12 protein-coding genes are annotated in these 13,287 nt (G+C 72.2%); 4 read left to right on the top strand and 8 right to left on the bottom strand.

The window, feature by feature from the left end; translation table 11 throughout:
• The first annotated feature begins 6 nt into the window (after window positions 1-6).
• Together PV963_RS31065 and PV963_RS31060 are read left to right on the top strand one after the other, a co-directional pair.
• Window positions 7-306, top strand: a complete 300-nt coding sequence (locus PV963_RS31065) for a hypothetical protein (RefSeq protein WP_274819453.1) — start codon at window positions 7-9, stop codon at window positions 304-306.
• Window positions 307-414: 108 nt separating this feature from the next.
• Complete coding sequence (locus tag PV963_RS31060; RefSeq protein WP_274819451.1) at window positions 415-1,659, top strand: NlpC/P60 family protein; 1,245 nt, start codon at window positions 415-417, stop codon at window positions 1,657-1,659.
• Here PV963_RS31060 and PV963_RS31055 read toward each other — a convergent pair.
• Genes PV963_RS31055 through PV963_RS31035 form a run of 5 tightly spaced genes read right to left on the bottom strand, consistent with a single transcriptional unit; the run spans window position 1,623 to window position 7,337 of the window.
• On the bottom strand, window positions 1,623-2,885 hold the full coding sequence (locus tag PV963_RS31055; RefSeq protein ID WP_274819449.1) for a styrene monooxygenase/indole monooxygenase family protein: 1,263 nt from the start codon (window positions 2,883-2,885) through the stop codon (window positions 1,623-1,625). The genes PV963_RS31060 and PV963_RS31055 overlap by 37 nt on opposite strands.
• Before the next feature lie 13 nt (window positions 2,886-2,898).
• Entirely contained in the window at window positions 2,899-3,546 is a 648-nt protein-coding gene (locus PV963_RS31050; RefSeq protein WP_274819447.1) for a GTP-binding protein, read from the bottom strand.
• Complete coding sequence (locus PV963_RS31045; RefSeq protein WP_059419369.1) at window positions 3,527-3,949, bottom strand: DUF742 domain-containing protein; 423 nt, start codon at window positions 3,947-3,949, stop codon at window positions 3,527-3,529. Before PV963_RS31045 ends, PV963_RS31050 begins: the two co-directional genes overlap by 20 nt.
• A complete protein-coding gene (locus PV963_RS31040) occupies window positions 3,946-4,470 on the bottom strand; it encodes a roadblock/LC7 domain-containing protein (RefSeq protein WP_274819445.1) in 525 nt (174 codons plus the stop codon). The genes PV963_RS31045 and PV963_RS31040 overlap by 4 nt, the downstream gene beginning before the upstream one ends.
• Window positions 4,467-7,337 (bottom strand): nitrate- and nitrite sensing domain-containing protein, encoded by a 2,871-nt coding sequence (locus PV963_RS31035; protein WP_425540959.1) that lies wholly within the window; start codon window positions 7,335-7,337, stop codon window positions 4,467-4,469. Before PV963_RS31035 ends, PV963_RS31040 begins: the two co-directional genes overlap by 4 nt.
• 356 nt (window positions 7,338-7,693) lie before the next feature.
• Here PV963_RS31035 and PV963_RS31030 point away from each other — a divergent pair, with 356 nt between their 5' ends.
• Window positions 7,694-8,479 (top strand): protein phosphatase 2C domain-containing protein, encoded by a 786-nt coding sequence (locus tag PV963_RS31030; RefSeq protein ID WP_274819442.1) that lies wholly within the window; start codon window positions 7,694-7,696, stop codon window positions 8,477-8,479.
• 17 nt (window positions 8,480-8,496) lie between these two features.
• Here the strand turns inward: PV963_RS31030 and PV963_RS31025 are convergent, their stop codons facing one another.
• Window positions 8,497-8,988 carry a MarR family winged helix-turn-helix transcriptional regulator gene (locus PV963_RS31025; protein ID WP_274819441.1) on the bottom strand — a complete coding sequence of 164 codons (492 nt, stop codon included), beginning with the start codon at window positions 8,986-8,988 and terminating at the stop codon, window positions 8,497-8,499.
• Window positions 8,989-9,162: 174 nt separating this feature from the next.
• Window positions 9,163-11,577: an endopeptidase La gene (gene lon / locus PV963_RS31020; RefSeq protein ID WP_274819439.1), complete on the bottom strand. Its 2,415-nt coding sequence runs from the start codon at window positions 11,575-11,577 to the stop codon at window positions 9,163-9,165.
• A gap of 175 nt (window positions 11,578-11,752) precedes the next feature.
• Between lon and PV963_RS31015 the strand changes: the two genes are divergently transcribed.
• Complete coding sequence (locus PV963_RS31015) at window positions 11,753-12,406, top strand: GNAT family N-acetyltransferase (protein WP_274819437.1); 654 nt, start codon at window positions 11,753-11,755, stop codon at window positions 12,404-12,406.
• On the opposite strand, the gene PV963_RS31010 is transcribed toward PV963_RS31015, so the two are convergent.
• Window positions 12,375-13,232 carry a rhomboid-like protein gene (locus PV963_RS31010; protein WP_274819435.1) on the bottom strand — a complete coding sequence of 286 codons (858 nt, stop codon included), beginning with the start codon at window positions 13,230-13,232 and terminating at the stop codon, window positions 12,375-12,377. The two genes, PV963_RS31015 and PV963_RS31010, sit on opposite strands and share 32 nt — an antisense overlap.
• Window positions 13,233-13,287 lie beyond the last annotated feature (55 nt).

Below are 13,287 nucleotides of genomic sequence, written 5' to 3'. Positions count from 1 at the left end.
GGTCCCGTGAAGAGCGAAGACACCCCCTTCGAGGGCGGCCCCATGGACGGCAGGGTCCTGCCCGTCCTGCTCGGCATCACCGGCCACCCGCCCAAGACGTACCGCATCCCCGTCCCGGACCCCGCCGGCGGCCCGGCCACCGTCCTGGTCTACCGCCGCGTGCCCCGCGCACAGGGCAGGGTCGGACTGACCCACCGCTGGAAGTACGAGTACGACCCCGAGGGCGCACCGACCCGCCGGCTCAACTGGCCCTGGTCGAAGCCAGACGCCACGCCGCCCGGCAAGCGGGACGACGCCGACGGGTGACCCCGTTGCGCCGAACCGCGCACACCCACCGCGCGCACCTCGCGCGCACGCCTGATCCTCACGAATGTCCGGTGGCCGAAGGGCCGCCCTCACATCGGAGGTGATGGCATGTCAGGAAAACTCGTGCGGCTGGTCTGCATCGCGGCGACGGCGGCAACAACCGTCCTCGCCCTCACCCCCGCCACGGCAGCCCCGGAGCCCGGCCCCGCCCAGGACCCCGCCTCCGCCCAGGACCTCGCGTCCCTCTCAAGCCTCCTGACGGATCTTCAGCAGCTGTACCGGAAGGCCGAACAGGCCACCGAGGCCTACAACGCCACCGAGGAGAAGCTGAAGAAGCAGCGCGCCGAGACCGACCGCCTGGACCGCGCTCTCGCCCGCACCCGGCTCTCCCTGCACGACAGCCGGGGCGCGGCCGGCCGCCTGGCCCGGCAGCAGTACCAGAGCAGCACCGACATCTCCCCGTACGTACGCCTGCTCCTGGCCCGCGACCCGCAGCACGCGATCGACCAGGGCCGTGTGATCGGCCGGCTGGCGCGGGAGCGGGCCGAGACCGTCGGCCGGCTGACCGGCAGCGAGCGGAAGGCCCACGAACTGGCCCGCAAGGCCCGCAAGGCCCTCGACCAGCAGCTCGCCCTCACCGAGCGGCGGAAGAAGGAACGGGACGAGGTCCGCGAGCGGCTCCACGACGTCGAGGAACTGCTCTCCTCCCTCAGCCGCGACCAGCTCACCGCCCTGGCCGCGTTCGAGAAGAACGGCATCGAGAAGGCTCAGAAGAAGTTCATGGCGTCCGGCGCACTCGGCAGCAGCGGCGCCGGCGGCAGCAGCAGCGTCCGCAGACCGTCGGCCGAGGGCGGCCGGGCCGTCCGCTACGCCGTACGGCAGCTCGGCAAGCCCTACGAGTGGGGCGCGCAGGGCCCGAAGACGTACGACTGCTCGGGCCTGACCTCGCAGGCCTGGGCGGAGGCCGGCACGCCCATCCCCCGGACCAGCCAGGAGCAGTGGAAACGGCTGAAGCGGGTCCCGCTCACCGAGCTGCGGCCGGGAGACCTGGTCGTGTACTTCCCCGAGGCCACGCACGTGGCGCTGTACCTCGGCGACGGCATGGTCGTACAGGCGCCCCGGCCGGGCGCGAAGGTGAAGGTGTCACCGATCGCGGCCAACCCGGTCCTGGGCGCCGTCCGCCCGGACCCGGACGGGAAGCCCCTGCGGCGCTACGAACCACCGGAGCTCCCCGAGGGGGCCACGGACGGGTCGGACGAGGGATACGAGGGACACCAGGGATACGAGGGATACGAAAGCCAGGCGGCCTACGCGGACTACGCGGCGCCCGCGCCCGACACCTCGACCAGGTAGGCCTGCGCCTTGTCCGGGTCGTAGAAGAAGTTCTCGAAGTCGGCCGGGTCGTTGAAGCCGTTGGCGAACCGGTCGGCGACCGGCTGGAGCTCACCGGCGGCGCCGATCAGGTTCAGGATGTGCTCCGGCGGCGGCGCGAGCATCGCGTTGGTCCACTTGGTGACGTGCTGCGCGGTGGTCCAGTAGCGGTCGAAGGTGGCCCGCATCCACTCCTCGTCGAACGGCTTGTCGCCGCGCTCGACGATCGAGGAGAGGTAGGCGGCCGCGCACTTCGACGCGGAGTTGGAGCCCTGGCCGGTGATCGGGTCGTTCGCCACGACGACGTCCGCCACACCCAGCACGAGCCCGCCGCCGGGGAGGCGGCCGACGGGGTTGCGGACGGTGGGGGCGTAGCGGCCGGCCAGCGTGCCGCCCGCGTCGGTCAGTTCGACCTTGGTGGCCCGCGCGTACTCCCAGGGGACGTACCGCTCCATGAGTTCCAGGGTCAGGGAGAGGTGCTCCGCCGGGTCCTTGACGCCGTTGAAGACGTCGAGCGGGCCGCCGGGTATGCCCTCCCAGAACAGGATGTCGGCGCGGCCGGAGGTGGTCAGGCAGGGCATGACGAACAGTTCGCCGACGCCCGGCACGAGGTTGCAGCGGACCCCTTCGGTGTCCGGGTGCTCCGGGCGCGGGCCCAGGCCGTGGACGTACGACACGGCCAGCGCGCGCTGCGGCTCGCTGTAGGGGGAGCGCTCCGGGTCGCGGGCGAACATCTGCACCAGCTCGCCCTTGCCGGCCGCGACGAGCACCAGGTCGTACGTGCGGGCGAAGTAGTCGAGGTCGCCGACGGCCGCGCCGTGGATGACGAGCTGCCCGCCGCGCTGGGCGAACGTCTCCATCCAGCCGGCCATCTTCACGCGCTGGTCGACCGACTGCGCGTACCCGTCGAGCCTGCCCAGCCAGTCGATCGCACGGGCCGCGGGGCCCTCGGCCCAGGAGCCGGGGGCGGCGACCGAGACTCCGAGTCCTTCGATCTTCGGGGCCTGGGACTCCCAGAAGTTCAGCTGGAGATCGCGCTCGTGCTGCAGGGCCGTGTGGAACATGCACTGCGTCGACATGACCCGGCCGGTGCGGATCTCGTCCGCCGTCCGGTTGGACATCAGGGTGACCTCGTACCCCTGCGACTGGAGGCCGAGAGCGATCTGGAGCCCGGACTGACCGGCTCCGACGACGAGTATCTTCCGCATGCGGGGTTGTCCTCTACTCGGGGGTTTCGTCGAGCGCGTGGCCCACCAGGGCCAGGAGGGTCTCGATCACGGAGATCCGGCGACGCGCGTCCATGATCATGACAGGTATGTGTTTCGGGATGGTCAAGGCCTCCCGGACGTCCTCCGGCTCGAACAGCTCGCTGCCGTCGAAGTGGTTGACCGCGACCACGTACGGCAGTCCGGAGCTCTCGAAGTAGTCCAGTACCGGGAAGCAGTCCTTCAGACGGCGCGTGTCGGCCATGACGACGGCGCCGATCGCGCCGCGCACGATGTCGTCCCACATGAACCAGAAGCGCTGCTGGCCCGGCGTGCCGAACAGGTAGAGCACCAGGTCGTCGTCGAGCGTGAGTCGCCCGAAGTCCATGGCCACGGTGGTGGTGGTCTTGCCCGGCGTGGCGGTGAGATCGTCGGTGGCCTCGCTCGCCTCGGTCATCAGCGCCTCGGTCTGCAGGGGCGTGATCTCCGAAACGGCGGTGACCAGCGTGGTCTTGCCCACGCCGAAGCCGCCCGCCACCACGATCTTCGTGGCGATGGGGGCGCGGGTGCGGTCCGTCTCCCAGGCGTGCATGCTCTCGTCGGACTGGGCGAACGGAGATGTACCGAAGACGCCGCGAGCGGCGTCAGAGACGACGGAGTCCACTCAGCACCCTTTCCAGCAGAGCTCGGTCCGGGCGGCCCGTGCCATGGCCGGTTCCCGTCCCGTACACACGGATCTTTCCCTGGTCCGCGAGGTCGCTGAGGAGCACGCGGACCACGCCGAGCGGCATCTTCAGCAGCGCGGCGATTTCGGCCACCGTACGCATCCGGCGGCACAGTTCGACGATGGCCCGCAGCTCCGGCATCACGCGGGTGGACAGGGACCCGTTCGTCAGTTCCCTGCGCTCCTCCGGGGCGTCCAGCGCGGCCGTGCTCGCCACGAACGTCTCGACCAGCAGGACGTGGCCGAAGCGGGTACGGCCGCCGGTGAGCGAGTAGGGGCGGACCCGGGCGGGTTTGCGGTCACCGCCGCGGACCGGGAGGTGCTGCTTCGGCGTACTGCTCATCGGGCACTCCCCGTCGTCTGGGAATCCTCCAGGGATTTTCGGAGTTCGCTGCGGAGTTCGGGCGTCAGGACGTGGCCGGCGCGGCCCACGAACAGCGCCATGTGGTACGCCAGCACGCTCATGTCGCAGTCCGCGGAGCCGTGGACTCCGAGCAGCGAGCCGTCGCTGATGGACATCACGAACAGGCTGCCCTCGTCCATCGCGACCATCGTGTGCCGGACCCCGCCGAAGGCCATCAGCTTGGCGGCGCCGACGGTGAGGCTGCCGATGCCGGAGACGATGGTGGCCAGGTCGGCGGCGGAGCCGCGCGGGCCGGTCCGCTTGGTCCCGCGGGCCCGGAGGGCTTCCCGGGCCTGCTGGTTGCGGTGGTCGTCGGAGGACAGCAGGAGCAGTCCGTCGGACGAGACGACCGCGACCGAGAGGATGCCGGGCACCTCCTCGACGAGGTTGGTCAGCAGCCAGTGCAGGTTGCGGGCCTCACTACTCAGTCCGATCAGTCCGAAGGTACTGGGAGCGGTCAACTGCTTGCCTCCTCGACTGTGCCCCCCGTGGCTTCTTCGGATTCAGCTGGTCCTGATGTGCCGGTGTCCGGCCGCTGGTGCGAGGCCGTCCGTTCGGCGATTTCCGCCTCCACCTCGCGGTAGCCGGCCTGGGCGCCCTGGCGGAAGCCGCCGAGGCGGCGGCGGAGGGCTTCGGCGTCCACGGAGCCGGTCCGCTGGCGCGGGGCCTGGGCCGGGGCGGTGATCTTGGGAGTGCGCTTGGGGAGGCCCTTGTCTGTGACGCGGTCCTCTTCGTCGTCGGGTGCGCGTTCGTGTTCCGCCTCGGCTTCTCCCCCACTCTCGGCTTCGCTCGAGCGGGTGGGGCCCCCACCGGCGGTGTCGTTCCCGCCCGCACCCCCCGTGCGGGTTTCGTCGTCGGGTGCGGGTGGCCCCTGTGGGGCCGTTTCGCCGTCGGCGGCCGCGGGCTCGTGCTCCGCCGGGGCAGGCTCGTCCTGCGGGATCGGGGCCAGCAGCTCCATCGTGGTCTCGGCGGGGGCTTCCGCCGGTGCCGGTTCGGGGTGCTCCGCGGCCTCCGTGCGCCCCGCGGCCTCCGTGTGGTCCGCGGACTCCGTGTGGTCCGCGGACTCCTCCGCCACCTCCTCGCGCCGTACCGCCTTCTCCGCCAGCGCCACCAGCGGGTCGCCGTTGCTCGCGCGGCCGTGCAGGACGTTGGAGTTGGCCTCGGCGTCGGCACCGGGGAACGCGACGGTGTGGGTGGTGCCGGAGAGGGGGCCGGAGGCCGGGACGGCCGCGGCCGGGGCCGCCGCCAGCAGCGTGCGGGGCAGGACGACGACCGCCGCGACACCGCCCTGCTTCTGCTCGCGCAACTGCACGCGCACACCGTGCCGGTGGGCGAGGCGGGCCACGACGTACAGGCCGAGTCCGAGACCGTCCTCGCCCTCCTGGTCGTACGGCGCCTCCGGGTCGAAGTCGGCGAGGCGGGCGTTCAGACGCTCCAGCCGGTCCTCGGTCATGCCGATGCCCTCGTCCTGCACCGAGAGCATGACCTCGCCGTTCTCCAGCAGCCAGCCGGAGATCTCGACGGGCAGGTCGGGCGGCGAGAACGAGGTGGCGTTCTCCAGGAGTTCGGCCAGCAGGTGGGACAGGTCGTCCGCGGCGAACCCGGCGATGTGCGCGTGCGGCGGCAGCGCGGCGATCCGGACCCGCTCGTACCGCTCGATCTCGCTCACCGCGGCGCGCACGACGTCCACGAGCGGCACGGGCCCGGCGGCGTGCTGGACGTGCTCGGTGCCGGCGAGGACGAGGAGGTTCTCGCTGTGCCGTCGCATGACCGTCGCGAAGTGGTCGAGCTTGAACAGCGTGGCGAGGCGGTCCGGGTCCTGCTCGCGCTCCTCCAGGTTCTCGATGACGGCCAGTTGCCGCTCGACCAGGCCGAGGGTGCGCAGCGCGAGGTTGACGAACGTGCCGCCGATGGCCGTGCGCAGCCGCTCCAGCTGGGCGGCGGACTCGGCGAGTTCGCCGCGCAGTTCCTCGCGCGCGTCGGCCATCTTCTGGCGCTGGCCGACCAGGTGCTTGCGGTCGGACTCCAGCGTGGCGATCCGCTCGGTGAGCGTGACGGCGTGCGCGTGCAGGGCGTTGACGGAGCGGACGACCTGGGCGAACTCGTCGTTGCGGCCGGTGAACCTGACGGGTTCCTCGGCCGTCGGAACCTCCGCCTCGGCCAGGCGCTTGGAGCCCAGGCGCAGGACCGCGAGGGGGCGCGTGAGGCTGCGGGCCATGCCCGTGGCGACGCCGACGGCGAGCAGCATCAGGGCGCCGAGGACGGCGATGCGGATCTCCAGCGCGGTGACGTCGTCGTCGCGCAGCGCCTCCAGGTCCTTGGTGCGGCGGTCGTAGAGGGCGGACTCCACGCCGCGCATCAGGTCGACGCGTGCGGACAGGGCCGCGTCCAGCTTCCTGGCGTTGGTGGAGAGTTCGTTGCTGGAGAGGGCCGGCTGGTCGGTGAGCGTGGCGAGGTACTTCTCGGCGGAGTTGACCTCGGTGCCGGTGACCGTGTTGTCGAAGGAGGTACGGGCCGGCTTGGGCGCGGTGTCGCGGAAGTCGGCCAGGGCCGCGTCGGAGCGCAGCCGGGCCTGCTGGGCGGCGGCGCTCAGGGCGTCGCGCTGCCGGGTGTCGGCGTCCGAGGAGGTCTCGGTCGGCAGGCCGGTGACGGGGTCGATGACCGTCTCGGTGCCGCGCGGCACGCTGAGGGCGGCCAGCAGCAGCCCCCGGGCCGCGGCGGCCTGCTGGACGGCGGAGTCCAGCTCGGCCAGGGCCTGGCCGCCGGAGCCCGCGCGGGGCGGCGTCCGCTGCGCCAGCTGCTCGGCGAGCCGGTGGAGTTCGGTGATGGCGGTGGAGTACGCCTGGTGCGCTTGCAGGGCGCTGCTCTTGCCGGTGAGCGCCGCCCGGCGTACGGCCGCGATGGCGTCGAGGTCGGAGCGGAGCGAGGCGGGCGTGTCGGTGTCGGCGCGCAGCTCCTCGACCTGCCGGTCCACGCGGGCGCTGCGCTGCTCGGAGGGCGCCTTGGACTTGGGGCGGCCGGCCGCGATGTAGGAGGTGACGTCGTCTCGCTCGTCGGCGAGGGAGTGCGCGAGGGCGAGCGCGTCCTGCGTCTGCTCGGCGAGCGTCACCAGCTCCTGCGAGTCGTGGAGTTGCCCGGAGGCGGCGATGACGGACGGGGTGCCCGCACCGGCGATGGCCGCGGCGACCACGGCCACGGCCACGATGAGCCGGTTGCGTACATGGGTGGGGCGGCCCTTGCCGGTGGGGGGCGTCGGCTCAGCGCCCTGAACGGGGGCCGTCTGCTTGCCTGTGCGACGAGGCCGCGACTTCTGCACCGGTGCTCGCATTCCTGACTCGTGAACTCATGGGCCCGGATGACGCTCCGTCAACTGACGCGTACTCCAGGTACACCTCCCGACCCTCCCAGCGCCGGTGGGCAGCGCACGCGCATCACCTGACCCGCCACCCGAAGGAGTGAACCCCGGAGGAGAGTTGAGGGGCAAGTTCCGCCGGCCCATGCAGCGGCCTTGCGCGGCACGCCGGTTGGACGCCGCGGGCAGGCGATGGCAATATTCGCCACCACGTTTTCCCGGAACAAAGCATTCCACCCCAAACAGGGCGTCTGACCTGCAAGGCTGCACCGCTCCGGCAACCATTGCCAGCCTTTTGCGGACCTTGTGAAGGGCCCGTGCACACTGGCTGGATGCGTACTGAACTCGCCTCGGAACCGGGAGACGCGGACCGCCCCAACGAGGACTTCGTCAGTGTCGGACTACCGGCCTCCGGACAGGGCGGTTCGGTCGTCGTCCTGGACGGGGTCACGCCGCCGAAGGGCGGGACGGGTTGTCTGCATTCCGTCCCCTGGTTCACCGCGCGCCTCGGCGGAGCCCTGACCGAACTGACCGTTTCACTCCCGGATGTTCCCCTGGTCGACGCCTTGTCCCGTGCCATCGCGCGTACCGCCGAGGCACACGCCTCAACCTGTGACCTTTCTCACCCCCGCACACCTCAGGCCACGGTGGTGGTGGCCCGCTGGTCCCCGGCGGCGGTGGAGTACCTGGTCCTGTCGGACTCGGCTCTCCTCGTGGAGTCCCCGGACGGCGTGGTGACGCCCTTCCTGGACGACCGGCTGGCCCTTCTCCCCCGCTCGGCCCTGGCCACGGTCGCGCTGGTGGACTCCACGCTCCGCAACAAGGAGGGCGGCTTCTTCACGGCGGCGGCCGACCCCTCGGTGTCCCGCCGGGCGGTGACCGGAACCCTGCCCCGCCGTGACGTACGCGCCCTGGCCGCGCTGACGGACGGGGCGACGCGCTGGGTGGAGAGGTTCGAGGAGGGCGACTGGACGGACTGCTTCCATCTCATGCGCAAGGAGGGACCCCAGGCGCTGGTGGACCGGGTGCGGACGCTGGAGCGAGCGGATCCGGCCAGATCCTTCCCGGGCCGGGGCAAGACGCACGACGACGCGACGGTCGTGTACGTCGAGTTCTGAACACCCGGAACCGGCTGTTACTTCTCCATGCCCCGGTTGAGCTGGTGCAGCAGCCGGGCCAGTTCCGTGACCTCGTGGGTGTCCCAGTCGGCCAGGCGGCCGGCGTAGCGGGCGCGGCGGGCCTCGCGCACCCGGCGGACCCGGTCGTGGCCCACCTGGGTGAGGGCGACGAGCCAGGCGCGTCCGTCGGCGGGGTCGGGCTCGCGGGCGACCAGGCCGAGTTCCTCCAGGGCGCGCAGCTGGCGGGACATGGTGGCCTTGCCGACGCCGATGTAGGCGGCGAGTTCCGTGGCCCGCTGCTTGCCGCACTCGTCCAGCCGTACGAGCAGGCCGTACGCGGAGGACTCCAGGTCGGGGTGGACCTCCCGGGCCATCTCGCCCTGGCTGGCCCGGGCCCGCCGCAGCAGCACGGTCAGCTCCCGCTCCAGCGCCAGAAAGGCAGGCTGATCCACGCCGGTTCCGGCCAGAGAGGCGTCCCGGTGTCCGTCGTCGTTGCCGTCCTGGTGCACGTGAGTCCTGCCTCGGTTGTCGCCCGCTACCTGCATTTTCCGCCATCCGCGGCCATCGCCGCAGTTCGGCAAGTATTCCGCAGGTCACGGGGTGCGCGTCCACAGGGCCGCCACACGGTGAAGGCCCGGGCCTCCCTCACGGGACCCGGGCCTTCCCTCATCCGGTGGCCTCCGTCACGCGGCCACCGGAACCTCCGGCGCCGCGCCCGCGGTGGCGGGCGCGAGCGCCAGCTGAAGGACCTGGCGGACGTCGGTGACGGCGTGGACGTCGAGCTTGTCCAGCACCTCGGCCGGGACGTCGTCCAGGTCGGGCTCGTTGCGCTTGGGGATGATCACCGTGGTGACGCCCGCCCGGTGCGCCGCGAGCAGCTTCTGCTTCACGCCGCCGATCGGCAGGACCCGCCCGGTCAGCGAGACCTCGCCGGTCATCGCCACGTCCGTGCGGACCAGACGGCCGGACAGGAGCGAGGCGAGCGCCGTGGTCATCGTGACGCCGGCGCTGGGGCCGTCCTTGGGGACCGCGCCCGCCGGGAAGTGGATGTGCACACCCCGGTCCTTCAGATCGCCCACCGGCAGTTCCAGCTCGGCACCGCGGGAGCGCAGGAAGCTCAGCGCGATCTGCGCGGACTCCTTCATCACGTCCCCGAGCTGACCGGTCAGGGTCAGCCCGGCCGCGCCCGTCTCCGGGTCGGCCAGCGACGCCTCGACGTACAGCACGTCACCGCCGGCGCCCGTCACCGCGAGGCCCGTCGCCACGCCCGGCACGGACGTCCGGCGCTCGGCCGGGTCCTGGGCGGACTCGGGCACGTGGTGCGGCCGTCCGATCAGAGCGCGCAGGTCCTCGTCCCGGACGGTGAACGGCAGCTCCCGCTCACCCAGTTCGTGCTGGGCCGCGACCTTGCGCAGCAGCCGTGCGATCGACCGCTCCAGGGTGCGGACGCCCGCCTCGCGCGTGTACTCACCGGCGAGCTTGCGCAGCGCGCCCTCGTCGACGGCGACCTCGTCCTTGTCGAGCCCGGCCCGCTCCAGCTGGCGCGGCAGCAGGTGGTCACGGGCGATGACGACCTTCTCGTCCTCGGTGTAGCCGTCCAGGCGGACGATCTCCATCCGGTCGGCCAGCGCCTCCGGGATCGCCTCCAGGACGTTGGCGGTCGCGAGGAAGACCACGTCCGACAGGTCCAGCTCGACCTCCAGGTAGTGGTCCCGGAAGGTGTGGTTCTGCGCCGGGTCGAGCACTTCGAGCAGGGCCGCGGCCGGGTCGCCCCGGAAGTCCGAGCCCACCTTGTCGATCTCGTCGAGCAGCACGACCGGGTTCATGGACCCGGCCTCCTTGATGGCCCGGACGACCCGGCCGGGCAGCGCGCCGACGTAGGTACGCCGGTGACCGCGGATCTCGGCCTCGTCGCGGACGCCGCCGAGGGCGACGCGCACGAACTTGCGGCCCATCGCGTGGGCGACGGACTCACCGAGCGAGGTCTTGCCGACACCGGGCGGTCCGACGAGCGCGAGCACGGCACCGCCGCGCCGCCCGCCGACCACGCCCAGCCCCCGGTCGGTACGCCGCTTGCGCACCGCCAGGTACTCGGTGATCCGCTCCTTCACGTCCTGGAGGCCGGAGTGCTCGGCGTCGAGGACGGTCTGGGCGCCCTGGATGTCGTAGGCGTCCTCGGTGCGCTCGTTCCACGGCATCTCCAGGACCGTGTCGAGCCAGGTGCGGATCCACGAGCCCTCGGGCGACTGGTCGGAGGACCGCTCCAGCTTGTCGACCTCCTTGAGCGCGGCCTCGCGGACCTTCTCGGGCAGGTCGGCGGCCTCCACGCGGGCGCGGTAGTCGTCGGACTCCTCGCCCTCCTGCTCGCCGTTCAGCTCGCGCAACTCCTTGCGGACCGCTTCCAGCTGACGCCGCAGCAGGAACTCGCGCTGCTGCTTGTCGACGCCCTCCTGGACGTCCTTGGCGATGGACTCGGCCACGTCCTGCTCGGCGAGGTGGTCACGCAGCTGCTGGGTGGCGAGCTTGAGCCGGGCCACCGGGTCGGCGGTCTCCAGCAGCTCGACCTTCTGATCGGCGGTCAGGAAGGGCGAGTAGCCGGAGTTGTCGGCGAGCGCCGAGACGTCGTCGATGGCCTGGACGCGGTCGACGACCTGCCAGGCACCGCGCTTGCGCAGCCAGGCGGTGGCGAGGGCCTTGTACTCCTTGACCAGTTCGGCGACCTGCCCGGGCAGCGGCTCCGGGACGGATTCGTCGACGCGGGTGCCCTCGACCCAGAGGGCCGCGCCGGGACCCGTGGTCCCCGCACCGATCCTCACCCGCCCCCGGCCGCGGATCAGCGCGCCCGGGTCGCCGTCGGCCAGCCGGCCGACCTGCTCGACGGTGCCGAGCACACCGGTGTTCGCGTACGTCCCGTCGATGCGCGGCACCAGGAGTACCCGGGGCTTTCCGGGCGTTGACCGGGCAGCGGCCTGGGCGGCCTCCACCGCGGCACGCACCTCGGAGTCGCTCAGGTCCAGCGGGACCACCATCCCGGGCAGCACGACCTCACCGTCGAGCGGCAGCACGGGCAGGGTGAGCGGTGTGGACGTCGAAGCCATGATCTCCCCTTAGGCAGTCAAGTTGAGCTATGCCGACTCAATGCGCGAGGGTCGCCGGATGTTCCCCACCGGTCGTTCGCTGTGAGCGATCGGCCGTGACGCCAGGCGCGATCGGGGCCGTAGGGTCAGCGACGTAACAGATGAATGCGGCCGGTGCCTATTACCAGGGAGTGGCGTGGACAGCACCGTGCAGGCGTGGGTGGACGGGTGGATCGTGTCGCGCGGGGCGGCTCCGCCCGTGACCGAGCCGTGGGGCTGCACGATCGACGTGGGGACGAACGGGCACGTCACACGGCATGTGTTCGGCGCGACCGGCGACGACCTCGACGAGACGGCCGTCCGCAAGGTGGCCGGCGCGGTGACCGGGGCCGGGGTGTGGCTGAAGGCGTTCCGGGACCCGTCAGTGGTCGCAGGCTGGCTGGACGGCAACTGGTGGATCGACCCCGAGCCCGGCTGTCTGATGACGGTCCCGCTGAAGCCGGCCCCGGCGAACGCCCCGGACGTGCCCGACGGCTACCGGCTGCGCAGCTGGTCGCGCGGCGGAGTGACGCGCGTACTGATCGCCGCGCCCGACGGTTCCCTGGCGGCGCGCGGCCAGATCGCCCCGACCGGCGCCACCGCCGTCGCCGACCAGATCGAGACGGCCCCGGAGCATCGCCGCAAGGGACTCGGCAGCCTCGTCATGCGGACGTTGCAGATCGCCGCCGTACGACAGGGGGCGCGGACCGGTGTCCTTGCCGGTACGCCCGCGGGGCGAGGGCTTTACGAGGCGCTGGGCTGGGAAGTAGTGGCCCTGCTCACCAGCGCGAAGCACTGCCCGCGGACCTGAACGGCCTCCCCCTCAGCTCCGAGCCGGCACGCCTCTTCCGCCACCGCCGGACCACCGGCCAGGTCGCGACGCCGATGGCCAGGGCGATCAGATGCCCCCAGTTCGTCATCGGGTCGGTGAGGGCGAGCAGGTCCCGCAGCAGCATCCCGCCGAAGCCGGCCAGCAGCGGCACGCGCAGCCAGGGCCGCAGCAGACCGGCCAGGGCGCCGGTGCCGGCGGCGACGCCGAAGCTGACGCCGTAGTCGAGTCGGTGCAGCGAGCTCTCGGGAAGCTGCCCGGCCAGCACCGCGAGCCCGACCGGGACCTCGGTCGCCAGGGTGGCGAGGACGTGCCCGAGCAGGAAGACACCGGCCGTGCGCAGGCCGCCGATCCGCCGTTCCAGCGCGGTCAGCACGAGCACGAACCCGATCGCGAACGGCGAGGTCACCCCGCCCGCGAGCCACAGCGCACTGCCGACCAGCACCAGCTCCGGCGTCCGCACCAGGTGCGCCACATCCGTACTGGAGCCCTGGAGCAGGGCGTGCACCAGGGCGGGGTCCGCGTGGGCGGAGATCAGCGAGGTGACGCAGAGGACGACCGCGTACCCGAACGTGAACGGCGTACCCGTGGGAGTGGGGAACAGCCGCCAGGGCCGCAGCACCCCGAGTCGAGGCCGGGGTTTTCCCACTGCCGTGGGCTCCGGTACGCCCGGGGCCGCGGTCCCGTACGGCTCCCGGCCGCCGGCCCGCTGCCTCGGCACCCCGTCCAGCAGCCCCGGCATATCGGAAACGGGCGCGCCCGTCGGCGTCGGCGTGGCCGTCTCGTCGGCCGGCGCGGTGCGTTCCACGGCGGGCGCTCCTTCCGTCATGCCCCAGACTTCGCGCAGCTCCGCTCCCTGTCTG

The sequence above is a fragment of the Streptomyces coeruleorubidus genome (genome assembly GCF_028885415.1).
GTDB lineage: Bacteria > Actinomycetota > Actinomycetes > Streptomycetales > Streptomycetaceae > Streptomyces > Streptomyces coeruleorubidus_A.
The sequence above is the reverse complement of the archived record's forward strand: the minus strand, read 5'-3'. Positions and strand labels throughout refer to the sequence as shown.